Source organism: Streptomyces spectabilis, assembly GCF_008704795.1.
Classification (GTDB): Bacteria; Actinomycetota; Actinomycetes; order Streptomycetales; family Streptomycetaceae; genus Streptomyces; species Streptomyces spectabilis.
This window is the reverse complement of the sequence record NZ_CP023690.1, coordinates 1,317,613-1,334,662: the sequence shown is the minus strand read 5'-3', so window position 1 is coordinate 1,334,662 and position 17,050 is coordinate 1,317,613. Positions and strand designations below refer to the sequence as shown.

Here is a 17,050-nt window from a genome sequence, read left to right as displayed (position 1 = left end):
ACGCCCACGCGCCGTCGGTCGAGTGGATCACCAGCGTACAATGTCACGTTGTTTTCACGGGGACAGTGCGGGAGTCAAGGTGTACGTGCGGCTCGACGTATAGAACTCGAGTGCCGCGTGCCCCTGTTCGCGCGGGCCGTGGCTGGAGGCCTTGGTGCCGCCGAACGGCAGGTGGAAGTCGACGCCGGTGGACGGGGCGTTGACGCGGATCATGCCGGAGTCGAGCTGGTCCAGGCCGTGCAGGGCGGTGTCGAGCGACGCGGTGTGGACGGACGTGACCAGGCCGTAGGGCGTGGAGTTGGCGATGCGGACCGCGTGCCCCAGGTCGTCGGCGGCGAGCAGCACGGCCAGCGGCCCGAAGACCTCCTCGCGCAGCAGCCGGTGGCCGGGCGGCACGTCCGTGACGAGGGCGGGGGCCGCGTACCAGCCGTCGCCGTGCGGGGCGCGGGCCCGCACGAGTTCGGGAAGCCCCCGGCTGCTCCCGGTCACCTGGTCGCGGGCCCGTTCGTCGATGAGCGGGCCGCAGGCGGTGGCCGGGTCCGCGGGATCGCCGACCGTCACGGACCGCAGCCGCTCGGCGAGGGCCTCGCGCAGCGGGCCGACGGCCGCGCCGACCGCGATGACGCGGCTGGTCGCGGTGCACTTCTGGCCCGCGTACCCGGCGATGGCGGCGGCGAGGTGCGCGGCGGCGGTGGCGATGTCCGCGTCCGGCAGGACGATCGCCGCGTTCAGGCCGCCCATCTCCGCCTGGACGGGGATGCCGCGCGCGGCGGCGCGGGCCACGACGGCCTGCCCGACGACGGTGGAGCCCGTGAAGGAGACGGCGTCGGCCGCCGAGACGACCGCGTTGCCCTCGCTCGCGCCGCCGGGCAGGACCGTGAACACGCCGTCGGGAACGGCCTGTTGGACGATCTCGGCGAGGCGCAGGGCGCAGGCGGTGGCTTCCGGCGCGGGCTTGAGGACGACGGCGTTGCCGGTCGCGAGGGCCGGGGCCGCCTTCCAGCTGGGGATGGCGAAGGGGAAGTTCCAGGGCGTGACGAGACCGGCGACGCCGTGCGGGCGGCGGCGCGTGAGCAGCAGCCCGGCGCCGGTGGCCGGTTCGTGCACGGAGCCCTCGGCCGCGTACGGGGCCTCGGCGTAGTAGCGCCAGATCGCGGCGGTGCGCGCCACCTCCGCGCGGGCCTCCGTCAGCGGCTTGCCCACTTCGCGGACGGCGAGCGCGGCGAGCTCGTCCGCGGCCGCCTCGACGGCGGCGGCGATGGCGCCGAGCGCGCCCGAGCGGGCCGCCGCGCCGCCCAGGCGCCAGCCGGGCTGCGCGGTACGGGCCCGCTCGACGGCGTCGACGGCGGCGAACGCGCCGGGCGCCGCGGCGCGCACCACCACGTCGGAGGGATCGGCCGGATTGCGCGAGACAACCGGGTCCAGGGCGGTGATCACAGCAGGAACCCTCCGGGGAACGGGTCGTCGGGGTCGAGGAAGTACTGGGCGGTGCCGGTGATCCAGGCACGTCCCGTGATGCGCGGCACGACGGCGGGAACCCCGCCGACCTCGGTCTCGGCGACGAGCCTGCCGGTGAACTCCGTACCGATGAAGGACTCGTTGACGAAGTCGCTCTCCAGCGGCAGGGCGCCGCGCGCGTGCAGCTGCGCCATCCGCGCGGACGTCCCGGTGCCGCAGGGGGAGCGGTCGAACCAGCCCGGGTGGATGGCCATCGCGTGCCGCGAGCGGCGTGCGTCGGAGCCGGGAGCGGCGAGGTAGACGTGCTTCACACCCGCGATCTCCGGCTGGACCGGATGGACGGGCCGCTCGTCGGACGCGTTGATCGCGGTCATGACCGCGAGGCCCGCCGCGAGCAGGTCGTTCTTGCGGGTCCGGTCGAACGGCAGGCCCAGGGCGTCGAGTTCGACGAACGCGTAGAAGTTCCCGCCGAACGCGAGGTCGTACGTCACGGACCCGTACCCCGGCACCTCCACCTTGCGGTCGAGGCCGACGCAGAACGCGGGCACGTTGGTGAGCGTGACCGACCTCGCCGCGCCGCCCTCGACCGCTACGTCGACGCTGACCAGGCCCGCCGGGGTGTCGAGCCGCACCGTGGTGACGGGCTCGGTGACCGGGACCATGCCGGTCTCGACGAGGACGGTGGCCACGCCGATGGTGCCGTGGCCGCACATGGGAAGGAGCCCGGACACCTCGATGTACAGCACGCCGTAGTCGGCGTCGGGGCGGGTGGGCGGCTGGAGGATCGCGCCGCTCATCGCGGCGTGGCCGCGCGGCTCGTACATCAGGAGGGTACGCAGATGGTCCAGGTGCTCGATGAAGTGGAGCCTGCGCTCGGCCATGGTGGCGCCGGGGATCACCCCGACGCCCCCGGTGATCACACGTGTGGGCATGCCCTCGGTGTGCGAGTCCACGGCGTGGAAGACGTGACGCGTACGCATGGAAGAAGCTCCCCGGGGTCAGTGGTGGCCGTCGGCGACGGCCTTCTCCGTGGCGGCGCGCACCTGGGCCCCCGCCGCGTCGGACAGCGGGGTGCGCGGCGGCCGGGTGGGGCCGCCGCGCCGCCCGACGATGTCCATGGACGCCTTGATGGCCTGGACGAACTCGGTCTTGGAGTCCCAGCGCAGCAGCGGGTGCAGGGACCGGTACAGCGGAAGGGCCGCCTCCACGTCGCCGGCGGTCGCGGCCCGGTACAGCGCGGCGCAGGAGGCGGGGAAGGCGTTGGGGTAGCCCGCGACCCACCCGACGGCACCGGCCACGGCGAGTTCGAGGAGGACGTCGTCGGCGCCGATCAACAGGTCGAGGTCCGGGGCGAGTTCGGCGATCTCGTACGCCCGGCGCACATCGCCGCTGAACTCCTTGACGGCCACGACGTGGCCCGCGCTGTGCAGCTGGGCGAGCAGGGCCGGGGTCAGGTCGACCTTGGTGTCGAGGGGGTTGTTGTAGGCCACGACGGGCAGCCCCGCCCCGGCCACGTCGGCGTAGTGGGCGCGCACCGCGCGCTCGTCTGCGCGGTAGGCGTTGGGCGGCAGCAACAGGACGCTGCCGCAGCCCTGTTCGCCCGCCTGCTCGGCCCAGCGGCGGGCCTCGGCGCTGCCGTACGCGGCGACGCCGGGCATGACGCGGGCCCCGTCGCCCGCGGCCTGGACGGCGGTGCGGACGACGCGGGCGCGCTCGTCGTCGGTGAGGGTCTGGTACTCGCCGAGCGAGCCGTTCGGCACGACGCCGTCGCAGCCGTTGTCGAGCAGCCAGCGGACGTGCTCGGCGTACGCGTCGTGGTCGACGGACAGGTCGTCGCGGAGCGGCAGCGCGGTGGCGACCATGATGCCGCGCCACGGCCGCTCGGGGGTCCAGGAGGAGGCGGGGGAGTGGGTCGTGGTCATGAAGGGAGCCCTTCTGTGATGTGTGACATTTTATTGAGGGGGGCGGGGCCGACAAGAGGCTTGGAGAGGGGGCGTGGGAGGGCAGAGGAACGGGGGGCGCCCGTCAGTCGGCGTGACCGTCCTCGGCCCCGGGGTGTTGCGTCCTTCCGCCGCCGGTACAGGGCTCCGCGTCCACCGCCGCGAGCACCCCCAGCGGCACCGGCACCGACAAGGGTCTGCGCTCGGGGGACGGCGGCTGCCCCGTGCCCGCCGCGAGGCAGGCCACGGCCGTGCCGCAGACGCGGCCCTGGCACCAGCCCATGCCCGCGCGCGTGAGCAGCTTGACGGTGCGGGCGTCCCGGGCGCCGTAGTCGCCGACGGCCTCGCGGACGCTGCCCGCGGTGACCTCCTCGCAGCGGCAGACGTCCGTCGCGTCGTCGAGCCAACGCGTCCAGCCCTCGCCCGGGGCGTGGGCGTACGCCATGACGTCGGCGAAGGCGCGAAGGCGGCGACGGCGACGCCGCAGGTCGCGCACGCGCGGGCCACCGAGAAGGGCGGGCCTCCCCAGGAGCCGTGCGGCGATCGCGATGCCCGCCATCTCGCCCTCGGTGTACGCGAGTTGGGCGCCGCCGACGCCGCCGGCCTCGCCCGCCGCGTGGACGCCGGGCACCGAGGTCCCTTGCAGGGCGTTGAGCACGAGCGTGTGCGTCCCGTCCGGGGTGCGCCGGGTCGCGCAGCCGAGCCCGGTGGCCAGTTCGAGCTGGGGCACCAGGCCGTGGCCGACCGCGAGCGCGTCACAGGCGATGCGGCGGCCGGTCCCCGGCAGGGGCCGCCAGTCCCGGTCGAGGCGCGAGACGGTGACCGCCTCCACGCGGTCGGTGCCGTGTACGCGGGTCACCGCGCTGCGGACGAGGGGCCGCACCCGGTGCCGCAGCAGCGCCGCGCCATGGGCCGCGCCCTCCAGGAGCTTGTGCGGGTTGGCCAGGAGCGCGCGCGGACTGCGGGCGTACGCGAGGTAGCCCGACGCCTCCACCACGGCGGGCACCCGTGCCCCGGCTGCGGCGAGCGACGCGGCCACGGCGAGCAGCAGCGGCCCGCTGCCCGCCACCACGACCCGGCTGCCCGGAAGCACGAGCCCGGACTTCAGCATCGCCTGGGCCCCTCCGGCGGCCACGACGCCCGGCAGGGTCCAGCCGGGGAAGGGGAGATGGCGTTCGTACGTACCCGTCGCGAGCAGCACCGTACGGGCCCGGACGCGCACGGGCCGCTCCTCGCCCTCGTCCGCCTCGGTGACGGCGTGCACCGCCCACAGGTCCTCGCCGTCGTCGTCGCGTACGACGGTCCACACGTGGTGGCGCGTCAGATGCACCACGGAACCGGCGTCGAGGCGGCGGCGCAGATCGGCGAAGGCGGACCAGTCGTGGTGCAGCGCTTCGGGGCGCGTGGCGCCCAGGGCCGGTTCGGGGTGGCGGTAGTACTGTCCGCCGGGCTGCGGCGCGGAGTCCAGGAGGGCCACGGACAGGCCGAGGTCGGCGGCGGCGACGGCGCCCGCGAGGCCGGCGGGGCCCGCGCCGATCACGGCGAGGTCGTACGGTGCCTCGTGGGCCCGGTGCGGCCGGGCCGTCTCAGACGCCGAGTCCCGCATGCCCGTGTCCTTCCTGCGTGGTGACGGCGTCGCCGGGCCGGGCCGGGACCAGACAAGCCCGCCTGTTCGGGCGGGAGTTGATGGTGGCCAGGCAGTCGTGGCACTGGCCGATGCCGCAGAACGCGCCGCGCGGCCGCCCGCCGACCCGGGTGGTGCGCCAGGCCAGGACGCCCGCCGCCCAGAGCGCGGCGGCCACGGACTGGCCGGGCAGCGCCCGGACGGGACGGCCGTCGAAGGTGATCTCGAACGCGGCGTCGGGGGCGGCGCCGACGAGGTCGGCGGGGGTGCGGTCACGCGTCATGCCCCGGCTCCTTTCCGGATGCGGTGCTCTCGTCGAACCGCTCGGGTCCGAACGGCTTGACGTCCAGGGGGAGTTCGCCGCTGTCGAGCATCGTGGCGACGAGCAGTCCCGTCGCCGGGGCGAGGCCGATCCCGGCGCCCTCGTGCCCGCAGGCGTGCAGCAGGCCCGGGGCGCGCGGATCGGGCCCGATGGCGGGCAGGTGGTCGGGGAGATAGGGCCGGAACCCGGCGTACGTCCGCAGGGCCCGCACCGTGGCGAGCACCGGGAAGAGCCGTACCGCCTGGGCGGCCAGGCGCCGAAGGGCCGCCACCGACAGGGTGCGGTCGAAGCCCACCCGCTCCCGGCTCGCGCCGATCAGGACGGGCCCGGCCGGGGTGCCCTCCACGACGGCGGAGGTCTGGAGCGCGGCCGAGTCGCTGGCGACGTCGGCCACGTAGTCCGCCGCGTACACCTTGCGCCGGACCACGCGGGGCAGCGGCTCGGTGACCAGGACGAAACCGCGCCGGGGCAGCACCGGAAGGTACGCGCCCGCGAGCCGGGCGACCTCGCCGCCCCAGGTCCCGGCCGCGTTCACGACGTGCGGCGCGTGGAGGTCGCCCGAGCGCGTGCGCACTCCGCGCACCCGCCCGCCGGGGGCGGTGAGGAAGCCGGTGACCTCCTCGCCGAGCCGCAGCCGCACCCGCCCGCCGCCCGCGCGCAGCAGGTGGGCGGCGGCGAGGGCGGGCTGCACCTGGGCGTCCTGCGGATAGTGGAAGCCGCCCGCGAGGCCGGGCGCCAGATGCGGCTCCAGGTCGCGCAGCCGGTCGGGCGGCACCTCCTCGGCGGTGACGCCGGACCGTGCCTGGCGCGCGGCGAACTCCCGCAGCGCGGTCATGCCGTGGGCGTCGGAGGCGACGACGAGGCCGCCCTTGGTCTCGTACTCGATGCGCGGCGGCAGGGCGTCGGCCAGCTCGCGCCACAACCGCGTGGACAGCAGGGCCAGTTCGAGCTCGGGTCCTGGCTCCTTGTCCGAGACCAGCAGGTTCCCCTCGCCCGCACCCGTGGTCCCGCCCGCGACGGGGCCGCGGTCGATCACTGTGACGTCGCGTCCGGAGCGGGCCGCGTAGTAGGCGCAGGCGGCGCCGACCACTCCGGCTCCGATGACGACGACGTCCGTGGAGTTCCTCGTGGGCACGTCAGTAATATTTCACATTGCACCAGCCTTGCCAAGGGATCCCGCGCACGGCCCCAACTCGGGCCCATCGCCCCGCCTTTGGTCGCCCGGGCGGGGCCGTTGGCGGCTCAGCCCTCCATGAGGTTCCCCATCCACTCCTCCACCCCGTCCGGTGTGCGCGGCAGGGCCCCGGACATGAGCCGGGCCCCCTCCGCCGTGATGACCAGGTCGTCCTCGACGCGGACGCCGATGCCGCGGAGTTCGGGCGGCAGGGTCTCGTCGTCCGGCTGGAGGTAGAGGCCGGGTTCGACGGTCAGGACCTGGCCCTCCTCCAGGACCCCGTCCAGATAGGCGTCCACCCGCGCCTGCGCGCAGTCGTGCACGTCGAGGCCGAGCATGTGGCCGCTGCTGCACAGGGTGTAGCGGCGGTGGAAGTCGCCCTCGGGGCTCTTGAGGACGCCCCACTCGGCGAGTCCCTCCGCGATCACTCGCATCGCGGCCCGGTGGAATTCGCGGAAGCGCGCGCCCGGGCGCAGCGCGGCGATGCCCGCGTCCTGGGCGGCGAGCACGAGTTCGTACACCTGGCGCTGGACGGGGGAGTAGCGCCCGGACAGGGGCAGGGTGCGGGTGATGTCGGCGGTGTAGAGGGTGTCGGTCTCCACGCCCGCGTCCAGGAGGAGCAACTCCCGGGCGTCCAGGGGGCCGTCGTTGCGTATCCAGTGCAGGACGCAGGCGTGGGCGCCGGAGGCGGCGATGGTCTCGTAGCCGGTGCCGTTGCCCTCCGCGCGGGCCCGCAGGCCGAAGACGCCCTCGATCCAGCGCTCGCCGCGCGGATGGCGCAGGGCGCGCGGCAGGGCGCGGACCACGTCCTCGAACCCGGCCGCCGTGTGGTCGACGGCCTGTTGCAGCTGGGCCACCTCCCAGGCGTCCTTGACGAGTCTCAGCTCGCTCAGGGCGGCGGCGAGTTCGCCGTCCGTGGACGCGTCGCGCCCCGGCGGGAGCGCGCCGAGGCCGTCCAGGCGGGCGCAGCGGATGCCGGTCATGCGCTCGGCCTCCGCGAGATCGGGGCGGCGGCCGACCCAGAACTCGCCGTAGCGCCGGTCCCGGTAGAAGCCGCCGTCGGCGCGCGGCGAGCGGGGCCGCACGTACAGGACCGCCTCGTGCCGGTGCGGCCCGTCCGGCTCCAGGACCAGGACGTGTCCGGCCTGCTCCTCGCCGGTCAGACCGGTGAGCCACGCGTACGCGCTGTGCGGCCTGAAGCGGTGGTCGCAGTCGTTGGAGCGCACCCGCAACTCCCCGGCGGGGACGACGAGTCGCTCCCCGGGGAAGCGGGCGGAGAGGCGCGCCCGGCGGGCCGGGGTGACGTCGGCGGCCGTGAGGCGGAGGTCGCCGGGCAGCGGGCTCGGCTCCCAGGCGTCCGCCATGAACCGCTCGAACTCCGGTGAGACGGGCAGGTCGTGGCTGACCGTGCGGGGAGCCCGCACGGCATCGGCGCCGGTCTTGTCGGGGGTGTTGGTCCTGGCTTCGGACACGGGTGATCCTCCTCGGTCGCGGGCCGGGCCGCCCGCTCGGCGCGGGCGGTCCGGCCGGGGTCGGCGTGGGACACAGCTGGATAACGGAGCGCCTGACCCCTTGTCAGTGCAATTTCACATTACTACGTTACGCGTCACATGGCGTCGGGGGTCCGCATGGGCCTCTGTCGTCAAGTGCCTTCATTCGACGGGCAGTTGAACGTTCGCTGCCGCTGCCCCACCCGCTTTCCCATGACCCCCACCCTGGGAGCTCTCTGTGTTTCCTTCGAGAACCCTGCGCAGATCCCTGCTCACCGCCGCGACAGCGGTGACCCTCTGTGTGACCGCCGCCCCGCTCGGGCAGGCGGACACCCCGGCCGCGCCGGCCGACGCGACGCGGCAGGCCGCCGCGCGCCCGGGGCCCGCCGCGCCCGATCCGCACGACCGGGCCGACCGCCTCGCCAAGGCGCCCAAGCCCGAGGCCCGGCGGCTCCCGGCCCCCGGCGGCCTCACCGACGGGCGCGTCCCCGGCCCCCGCACGCCGAAGCCCGAGCAGCGGACCGCGGCCGCCGGGTGCACGCTCGCCGACCTCACCCGGCTCTCCCCGGAAGCCCTGGCCGACTTCCTCGCCGACCGCGCCGTCACCGCCGACGGCTGTCTGCGCTCGCTCATCTGGACCTGGGACCCGCGCCTGGCCCCGGTGATGTCCGATGCGCACGTCCAGGCCGTCTCCCGGCGCATCAGCGCCCTCGCCGCGAGCCACGACGGCAAGAACGGCAGCCACCTCCTGGAGATGTTCACGTACCTGCACGCGGTGGCGTACCACGACTTCTCCCGCGACGAGATCGACGTCACCGACCCGCCGACCGTCGCGGCCATGCGGGCGGCCGTCGACGCCTTCGGCTCGGCCGCGCGCACCTTCGACGCGACCGGCACGAACGCCGAGACGCTCCGCGAGGCCCTGTACGCGGCGAGCGCGCCTGGCCTGCGCCAGCACCAACTGCCGCTCGTCAAGCGGGTCCTGAAGACCATGGACGCCGACCGCCCCGACACCTACAAGGACCGCTCCTGGGCCGGGTCGGCGCTCGCCGCCCTCTCCCTGAACTACCTGGGCGTCTACCCCGGCAACAAGGACACCGCGTTCCACGCCGCCGTCGCCGCCGACCCCTCCTACCGCGCCGCCTTCAAGGCCTTCGCGGGCCACGCCCACCTGAAGGGCACGGACAACGCCTGGGTGGCGCGCGACGCCCTCCTGGAGTACGGCCGCATGGGCCAGGTCGAGGCGCTCCGCACCGAGATCGTCTCCGGCCTCGGCGGGCTCCTTGACGTCACCGCCCGCACCTTCGGCAACCTCAGCGCGCCGTGGGCGAAGGTCGCCACCTGGCTCGTCGAGTTCGAGGCCTGCGCGCCGTACCAGGTGTGCCGCGAGGACATCGAGAAGAAGCTGTTCCCGCGGACGTACGGCTACGGCAAGCAGGGGACGGACGGGATCGTGGTGCGCCACGCGCTCGACCGCCCCACCGTCGACCAGCTCTACTACGCGAGCCAGCAGGTCAAGGCGCAGTTCCACCGCGTGGTCGGCACTCAGGAGCCGCTCAAGGGCGACACCAACTCCAGCCTGCGCGTGGTTCTGTACTCCTCGCGCGCCGAGTACGAGAACTTCCAGCCCCTCCTGACCGGCCTGAGCACCGACAACGGCGGCATGTACATCGAGAAGGGCGCCACCTTCTACACCTACCAGCGCCGCGTCCCGCAGGACTCCTCGCTCACCCTCGAAGAGCTGTTCCGGCACGAGTACACGCACTACCTCAACGGCCGCTGGGCGGTGCCCGGTTCCTTCGGCGAGGGCCCGTGGTACCAGGGCGACCGGACCACGGCGATGGACGAGGGCACCGCGGAGTTCTTCGACGGCGCCACCCGCGACGACGGCATCAAGGTCCGCAAGTCCCTGGTCAAGGGCATCATCGCGGACACCGCGAACGGCGGCCCGCGCATGAGCGTCAACCAGCTCCTGCACGCCACCTACGACGGCGACGGCTTCCGCTTCTACAACTACGCCGGCACGTTCTTCGAGTACCTGTGGACCGAGCACCCCGGCGAGCTCCAGGAGATGTACCGCCTGCTGCGCAAGGACGACCCGGCGGGCTTCGACGCCTGGCGCGACCGGGTGGGCAGGGACACGCACATCCAGTCCGAGTACGACGCCTTCCTCGACGAGCAGATCGCCAAGGTCGACGACCTGTTCGTGCCCGACACCACGTACGTCCCGGTGGGCGAGTTGCGCGCCACCTCGGTGACCCAGATACGCGACTCCATCAAGGCGACGACCGGCAACACCCCGGAGTGCGCCCCCGGCGGCTCGCAGGACCGCCCGCGCTTCGCCTGCACGGGCCGGATCACGGCCCGTCTGACCGACTCCCAGGACGAGGACCTCGTCTACAAGGACATGTCCGAGACGGTCGACTACTTCATCCTCGACCGGGCCAAGGGCGGTGAGAACAACCTCACCGACATGAACTGCTCCTTCGGCGCCGTGGACGTCTGGACCGACGGGCGCGCCGGTACGGCGGACTTCCGCTGCGAGGGCCCGCTGCGCGGCTGACCCACCGGTCAGCGCGTGAGCAGCCTCGTGACCTGCCCGGCCGTCCAGTGACCCAGGGCGCCCGGACGGGCCGCGAGGTAGGCGGAGACGGCGGCCTCACCCCAGGCCGCCGTCTCCAGGAGCCCCGCGCCCAGGTGGCGCAGATAGGCGCCCGCCGGCGGGTTGAGGACCGCGTCCGCGAGCCGCCAGGGCGCCGTGAAGGTGAGCAGCGGCAGGCCGTCGAGCAGCCCCGGGCACACCAGGGTCTCGTAGCGGCCGTCGCCGAGACGCGCGCGCCCGTCCCGGACCGCCGCCGTCAGATCCAGGTCCGCGCCGGGGCCGCGGTACATCTCCTGGGCGGCGATGTCGGAGAACTGCCCGAGGGTCACCAGGTGGGCCCGCGCGTAGAGGAGCCCTTCGGCGTCCGGGTCGTAGAAGGCCCGCCCGCCCGTCCACAGCGCCGACTCCGTCGCGAAGTACAGGGCGCCCGGCAGCTCCACGGCACGCGAGACCTCCGGCGGCCGCCGGTCGCGGCACCCGGGGTGGTCCCGGGACGAGCCCGGGGGCCTGCCGCCCGCGATGTACGCCATGAGGCGGTCCAGGTGCATGTTCGAGCCGTAGGAGACGTACCAGACGCGCTCCAGGCCCGGGTCGGTGCTCGGCACATGAGGCTCCGTGTGCGGTGTGGTGCTTGTCACCCAGTATGGATCAGGACTGATGGCGGGTTTTCGAAAAGAAGATCGACGTATCCATATACTTCGCTTTGTTCGAAGGGGTGGGGGGCTGGCCTTCGTGACATCGCTCCGCCCTGCCGTTTTCCGCGTCGCAACGCTCGACGCGTCAGAACGTAAGAAGAGGATTCGCATGTCGCGCAAGAGCCTGGTCACCGCCGGTCTGCTCGCCACCGCTCTCACCGCCGCCCTGGCGCCGACCGCGCAGGCGGCGGGCACGGGCACCATCACGCGCGCCGAGTACGACAAGGTCAAGCTCGGCGCGTCCATCGCCAAGCTGCACTCGGTCGCGGGCAAGGGTGCCTGCAAGAAGACCGCGAGCGACAGCTACCCGGGCTACTCCAGCAAGACCTACACGTGCAAGGGGAACAAGCGCTACAGCACGGCGGAGTTCCTCTTCGGCAACGGCAAGCTGGAGATCAAGTCGCAGGCCGGTCTGGACGGCAAGCAGTCCAACGGCAAGATGACGAAGGCCAAGTACAAGAAGATCACCAAGGGCAAGACCATCGCCCAGATGCACACCATCGCGGGCAAGGGCGTGTGCGTGCGCTCCGTCGACTCCCAGGCCAAGGGCATCAAGTCGGCGATCTACACGTGCGAGCAGAAGTCGACGTACGGCGTGGCGTCGTTCTCCTTCACCAACGGCAAGGTCGACGGCCGCAGCCAGTTCGGCCTGCGCTAGGCGCTCCGCTGGGTTGGCCTCGACGGGACGTCTTTTGCCTGCGGGTTCGTTGTGGCTGGTCGCGCAGTTCCCCGCGCCCCTTCGGGGCGCTGCCGCTTGGGCACCGGCCTCACGGCCGTCGCTGGACGAGTGACACCGACGGCGGCACCGGCTCGTCGTCCAGGTGGGCCTCGAAGGTCAGCGGGTGGTCCACTCCGGTGGTCACCCGCTCGCCCGCCGACACCGTGAACGGCACCCGTACGCGGCCGTGCGCGGGCACCCTGACCTCCGCCACGCGCCGGGGCGTCACCGACCAGCCGGTGGGCGGTCGCGCGGTGAGCGTGACCGTCCGCGCGGTGGGGTTGAAGTTGTGGACGGCGAGGTGCATCCGGGTCCTCCCGCCCAGGCGGTAGCCCAGCGGCGGCTCGGCGTCGCCGTCGGCCTTGTTCGGCGCCGCGTCGGCCGCCGCGAACCGCTGGTCGAGCACGATGTGCTCGGCCGGGGACAGCGGACGAGTCCGGGTGCGGCCGTCGCCCGCGGGCGGCCTGGGCCGCCGGGTCGGGGGAGCATCGGTCACCAGGTAGAGCGGGTCACGGGACGCCCGCACGCGGACCGTTCCCCGCCGCGACCGGGGCGGCGTGCCCAGGGCCGCGCCCATGATGTCGTACACGCGCGTCGGCCCGTCCGGCACCGGCACGTTCACGGACCTCGGCCGGGGCGCGCACACCACCGTCACGGTCCGGCCCGCGCCGTCGGCGAAGACGAAACCGGCCGCGCGCGGCAGCAACTCCTCCACCAGGCCGACGAAGTTCGCCTCGCCGAGGAGCGCGGTGAGCGCCGCGTACGCGTTGAACGCGGGTAGCGGCTGGAAGGCCCGGCTGAACAGCGCGAACGACACGCCGTCGTCCGTGCACGGCGGCCCGCAGAACCAGAACTGCCGGTCGGTGCCCGCGGCCAGGCTCTCCACCGTCGAAAGCACCAGATAGCGGGCCTGGGTGCGCTGAGTGGCGTACGCGGGATCGGCGCCCGGCACCGCGGGCAGGAACGCGCCGCACTCCGTCATCCACATCGCCGTCTCGCGCCCCGGCACCCTGAACCGCTTCCGCAGCTCCTGCTGGTCCTCCGGCGCCGACGACGGCTCGGGGTCGGGGTCGTCGAGCGGCGGATAGCCGTGGAAGCTCCACACGTCGGCGTACCGCACCACGTCGTTGCGGAGCATCAGCTCCTGGAAGAGGCCTTCCTGCGCGATGCCCGGGAGCACCACCGGGGGCGCGTCCGGCTGGTCCGCGATGCCGAGTGCCGCCGCCTTGACGTACGCGGCGTGCTGGTCGCCGGTGCTCGCGGTGGCGTCGACGTCGGGCTCGTTCGAGAGCTGGAGCGCGTCGGCCACCACGCGTCGGCCGCCACGCCCCGCGAGATGGGCCGCGTAGCGGTAGGCGTCGCGCAGGTCGCCGGGCAGCGGTACGGACGTCTTCGTCAACGCCCAGTCGGGCGGCGGCGAGACGACCTCGACGACCTTCAGGCCGTGGTCGTGGAACGTGGCGAGAGCGGTCTCGTACGGCTCCTTGGTGAACGGGCCGTGCGGGGCGCGCTGCGCGGCGGGCCAGGCGCCGCCGTCGCGGACCTGGCCGACGCCCATGGCCGCGAGAGCCGCCGCGAGCGCGGGCAGCCGCGCGGGCGGCACGAGCGCGTAGGTGGCGACGTTGACGCCGAAGCGGTTCGCCGGACCGCGCACCGCCCGCCGCTCCGGCAGCCGCGCGAAGCGCCCGGTGACCGTGGCCTTGGGGTCCGCGTCGAGGGCCGCGACGGCGCGGTAGGCGCCGGGCGGCAGCGCGGGCAACGGCAGTTCGGCGCCGACGGCGCCTGCCGGGACGCGCACGGAGCCGGACGCCACCTTCTTCGAGGAGTGGTCGAGCAGGCGGTACGAGACGCTCAGCGCCCGGGGCGCCGCCGCGTTCAGCTCGAACGCGAGGGTCGCGTGCTCGTCGTCGCGATAGTGGCCGAGGTTGTCCGCCGGGTCCCCCGCATGGCCCCGTACGCGCACGGCGCGCAGCCCGACCGGGACCGGCGTGAGGGTGAACTCGTCCAGGAGGAACCGGTACCCGGTGTACGTGTCCAGGACGGTCGGCCCCTCGACGGTGAACGTGAGGGTGTTGGCGCCCCGGCGCAGCTCGACGTCGCCCAGCGTGGCCCGGGATAGCTCGCCCCACGCCTTCGGGGACTCGTACCAGTGGGGCTGGGAGTGGGCGAGCGGGATCGGCGCGGCGTCGTTGACGGTCAGCCGGAGGTACGAACCCGGCTGCTCGGCGTGCGGCTGCTCCACGGGGACGGAGGTCACCGCTGTCAGCCGGTACGGCCCGTCCTTCGGGACGTCCACGGTGTACGTGGCGTACCAACCACCGCGCGCGGGAGGCGCCTTGGCGGTCCCCAGGGCCAGATAGGCGCCGCCCGAGGCCCTCGGGTCGCGGGCGACGGGGATGGTGGTGCGGGTGGGGGACTCGCCGCGCACGGTGATCGCCCTGTTCTCCGGCGCGCTCTTCGGTGCGCTCTTCGGCGACGGGGCCGCGGTGCTCGCGCGGGTCGCGGCGGACGCCGTCGCCAGGGCCAGTCCGGCGGCGATGCCTGCCGTGACGGCGGTACGTCGGTCGATGCTCATGGCTCCAGCACATCGCGCCCGCTGCGGGGGCGCGTCCTGCGCGGGCAGGGCCTTGCCGTCGACCTGTTGACCGGTGACTTCTCCACCCAGGGGTGGAGAAGGGCGCCGGTAGGGTCGCGGTGTGGGACGGGGATCTGTGGGACGGGGATCAGGGGGTGCCGTCGACGCGGCGATCCGACGTGACGCAGTGGACCGGGGGCCGGGCGTCGCCGACGCGGCCCTCCCCGCGCTGCTCCTCACCGGGCACGTGATCACGGTGGTCCTGGGCGCCGTCCTCGGCGCGGACCGCGCCACGGCCTGGCAGTCGGCGCTCGGCATCCTCGCGGTGCTCGTGTCGGCGACGGCCCTGACGTGGCGGGTGGCGGCACCAGTGCCGGTGTTCTGCGCGGCGCTCACCGCCGACGCGGCGAGCCGGGCACTGCTGCCGGAGACCGCGCTGACGCCCGCGCTGCCCGCCGCGGTCTGGGTCGCGCTGTTCACCCTGTCGGTACGCCGCCCCGCGCGGCTCGCGCTGCCGGGAGCCGCACTGGCCACCGCCGCAACGCCCCTTCCCGCAGGGGGCGGTGACGTCACAGGTCCACTCCTCGACGACCTGCTCGCCGGCGCCCTGCTGCACCTCGCGATCGTGCTGGGCGGGCGGCTGCGCGCCCACCGCAAGGACCGCCACGCCCGGCTCCTCGCCCGCCTCGCCGACCTGGAGGGCGAACGCCGGGCCGCGGCCGACGCCGAACGCGAACGGCTCGCCCGCGATCTGCACGACACCGCCGGACACCACCTCACCGCCATCGCCGTCCAGGGCGCGGCCGCGCTGCGGCTCGTGGACACCCGCCCCGAACTGGCCGGCGAGGCCCTCAACCACGGCGCCGCGGTGGGCCGCGACGTCCTGGCCGCCCTGGGCGAACTCGTCGCGGTGGTCGCCGACGAGCCGGGCGACGGGGCCCTGCACGAGGTCCTGCCGCCGCTGTGCGCGGGCCTGGAACGCCTCGGCGTGCCCGTCACCCTCGACGTCCGCGGCCGCCCCCGCGCCCTGCCGCCCGCCGTCCGCGTGACCGCGTACCGCGTCGTCCAGGAGTCGTTGACGAACGCGATGCGGTACGCGGCGGGGGCGCCGGTCGTCGTCAGCGTCCAATACGGCTACGGCGATGTGACGGTCACCGTGACGAACGGAGCGGTGCGGAAGCCCGAGGCGCCGGGCTCCGGCCTCGGCACCGGCCGGGGCCTCGCGAACCTCACGGAACGGGCCGCGTCCGTCGGCGGCCGGCTGACGGCGGGCCCGGGGGAGCGCGGCGGCTGGACCGTCCGCGCGACCCTGCCGACGCGGGCGCCGGGCACCTGGTGGCCGAGGGCGGTGGACGCGACTCTGCTCACCGCGTGCACGGCGGTGCCGCTGCTCACCACCGCGCGGCACCCGAGCCCCGGCGAACTGTGCGCGCTTTCCGTCCTGTTGACGGTCCACGCGGCCCCGTTGCCGGCGCGCCGCCGGGCCCCGGCGGCGGCCCTCGCGATGTCGCTCGCGGTGTCCGTGGCCTGGGCGACGGCCACGGTCGCGGGCGCCCTGCCCTTCGCCTGGCTGGCGGCGCTCGGCTTCGCGTGGACGGCGGAGCTGGCCGCGCTGCACGCGGTGGGCGCCTACGGCCCCGCCCGCGCGACCTGGCCCGCGCCGGTAGCGGTCGGCGTGGTCGGCGGCGCCGTACTCGGCCTGGCGGTGGTGAGCGACCCGGCCGAGTCGGCGGGCCTCGGCACCGCGGCCCTGCTCACGGCCCTCGGCCTGGTGGCGGTCCCGTGGCTGCTGCCCGTCTGGGCGCTCGGCCTGCTGACGCGTGCCCGACGGGGCGACGGCGGACGCTGGGAGCAACGCGTCCTCGACGCGATGGCCGTACGCGTCGGCGAAGCGGTGACCGACGAACGCCACCGCGTCGCGACGGGCCTGCACGGCACGGTCGTCGAGCACACCACCCGCCTCGTCCGCCACGCCGAGGCGGGCCTGTCCGCGCCGGACGACCGTCGCGCAGCCCTTACCGGGATGACGGACGCGGCCCGCACCGCCCTCACCGGACTGCGGACCCTCCTCGACACGCTGGACGCCACCCGGCTTCCTTAGAGCCGGTCCTCGACCCCGGCTCGCGGCCGCCCTCACCGAAGCAGCCGGCGCCCGAACCATCACCACCGGGCCTCCGGCCACGGGCATCGCCCGCCTCCTCGACGACGAGGAGCCCAGGCCCTCGCCGAGGAGCGCGCCGACACCAACCCGGACGAGCTCCCTCCGATGCTTGACCGGGAATTCGGTGGCGGGCGTTCCCGGGCGGGAACTAAGGTCCCGATCATGTACTCGGTCATTCACAACCGCCACTCCCTGCGCATCCGCTCGGCATCCCGGACTCGGTGCTGACCCGAGCGTTCGTCGGCACCCGGTCATCCGCGCACCGTTCACCGACCGCCTCAGGATGACGAG

General features: G+C 74.4%; 12 protein-coding genes. 3 read left to right on the top strand and 9 right to left on the bottom strand.

All coding sequences use genetic code 11. From position 1 onward, the window contains the following. Positions 1-54: 54 nt before the first annotated feature. The 7 genes from CP982_RS05120 to CP982_RS05090 all read right to left on the bottom strand — a co-directional run bounded on the left by CP982_RS05120 (position 55) and on the right by CP982_RS05090 (position 7,942). The gene (locus CP982_RS05120) at positions 55-1,437 is read right to left on the bottom strand and encodes an aldehyde dehydrogenase family protein (protein ID WP_150509381.1); all 1,383 of its coding nucleotides are present in this window, start codon (positions 1,435-1,437) and stop codon (positions 55-57) included. Next, a complete protein-coding gene (locus CP982_RS05115; RefSeq protein WP_150509380.1) occupies positions 1,434-2,438 on the bottom strand; it encodes a proline racemase family protein in 1,005 nt (334 codons plus the stop codon). The genes CP982_RS05120 and CP982_RS05115 overlap by 4 nt, the downstream gene beginning before the upstream one ends. An 18-nt stretch (positions 2,439-2,456) precedes the next feature. Further along, a complete protein-coding gene (locus CP982_RS05110; RefSeq protein ID WP_150509379.1) occupies positions 2,457-3,380 on the bottom strand; it encodes a dihydrodipicolinate synthase family protein in 924 nt (307 codons plus the stop codon). 103 nt (positions 3,381-3,483) lie between these two features. Then, entirely contained in the window at positions 3,484-5,004 is a 1,521-nt protein-coding gene (locus CP982_RS05105; RefSeq protein ID WP_150509378.1) for an FAD/NAD(P)-dependent oxidoreductase, read from the bottom strand. Then, complete coding sequence (locus tag CP982_RS05100) at positions 4,985-5,305, bottom strand: (2Fe-2S)-binding protein (protein WP_150509377.1); 321 nt, start codon at positions 5,303-5,305, stop codon at positions 4,985-4,987. Before CP982_RS05100 ends, CP982_RS05105 begins: the two co-directional genes overlap by 20 nt. Beyond that, entirely contained in the window at positions 5,295-6,479 is a 1,185-nt protein-coding gene (locus CP982_RS05095) for an NAD(P)/FAD-dependent oxidoreductase (protein ID WP_150509376.1), read from the bottom strand. The genes CP982_RS05100 and CP982_RS05095 overlap by 11 nt, the downstream gene beginning before the upstream one ends. A gap of 107 nt (positions 6,480-6,586) precedes the next feature. Then, on the bottom strand, positions 6,587-7,942 hold the full coding sequence (locus CP982_RS05090) for an aminopeptidase P family protein (protein WP_229878884.1): 1,356 nt from the start codon (positions 7,940-7,942) through the stop codon (positions 6,587-6,589). Between the two features lie 304 nt (positions 7,943-8,246). Between CP982_RS05090 and CP982_RS05085 the strand changes: the two genes are divergently transcribed. Beyond that, entirely contained in the window at positions 8,247-10,571 is a 2,325-nt protein-coding gene (locus CP982_RS05085; protein ID WP_150509375.1) for a collagenase, read from the top strand. Positions 10,572-10,579: 8 nt separating this feature from the next. Here CP982_RS05085 and CP982_RS05080 read toward each other — a convergent pair whose 3' ends face one another. Beyond that, entirely contained in the window at positions 10,580-11,158 is a 579-nt protein-coding gene (locus CP982_RS05080; RefSeq protein ID WP_150515322.1) for a histone deacetylase, read from the bottom strand. A 256-nt stretch (positions 11,159-11,414) separates the two neighbouring features. On the opposite strand from CP982_RS05080, the gene CP982_RS05075 reads away from it, so the two are divergent. Further along, positions 11,415-11,963 (top strand): hypothetical protein, encoded by a 549-nt coding sequence (locus tag CP982_RS05075; RefSeq protein WP_170316363.1) that lies wholly within the window; start codon positions 11,415-11,417, stop codon positions 11,961-11,963. Positions 11,964-12,072: 109 nt separating this feature from the next. Here CP982_RS05075 and CP982_RS05070 read toward each other — a convergent pair whose 3' ends face one another. Next, positions 12,073-14,598, bottom strand: coding sequence for a hypothetical protein (locus tag CP982_RS05070; protein WP_150509373.1), 2,526 nt, complete (start codon positions 14,596-14,598; stop codon positions 12,073-12,075). A gap of 187 nt (positions 14,599-14,785) precedes the next feature. On the opposite strand from CP982_RS05070, the gene CP982_RS05065 reads away from it, so the two are divergent. Then, positions 14,786-16,699, top strand: coding sequence for a sensor histidine kinase (locus CP982_RS05065; RefSeq protein ID WP_170316362.1), 1,914 nt, complete (start codon positions 14,786-14,788; stop codon positions 16,697-16,699). The last annotated feature ends 351 nt before the right edge of the window (positions 16,700-17,050 follow it).

Coding starts and splice junctions, on each gene's coding strand:
- CP982_RS05115 (WP_150509380.1), bottom strand. CDS start 2,438: ATGCGTACGCGTCACGTCTTCCACGCCGTGGACTCGCACACCGAGGGC.
- CP982_RS05110 (WP_150509379.1), bottom strand. CDS start 3,380: ATGACCACGACCCACTCCCCCGCCTCCTCCTGGACCCCCGAGCGGCCG.
- CP982_RS05105 (WP_150509378.1), bottom strand. CDS start 5,004: ATGCGGGACTCGGCGTCTGAGACGGCCCGGCCGCACCGGGCCCACGAG.
- CP982_RS05100 (WP_150509377.1), bottom strand. CDS start 5,305: ATGACGCGTGACCGCACCCCCGCCGACCTCGTCGGCGCCGCCCCCGAC.
- CP982_RS05080 (WP_150515322.1), bottom strand. CDS start 11,158: ATGCACCTGGACCGCCTCATGGCGTACATCGCGGGCGGCAGGCCCCCG.
- CP982_RS05075 (WP_170316363.1), top strand. CDS start 11,415: ATGTCGCGCAAGAGCCTGGTCACCGCCGGTCTGCTCGCCACCGCTCTC.
- CP982_RS05070 (WP_150509373.1), bottom strand. CDS start 14,598: ATGAGCATCGACCGACGTACCGCCGTCACGGCAGGCATCGCCGCCGGA.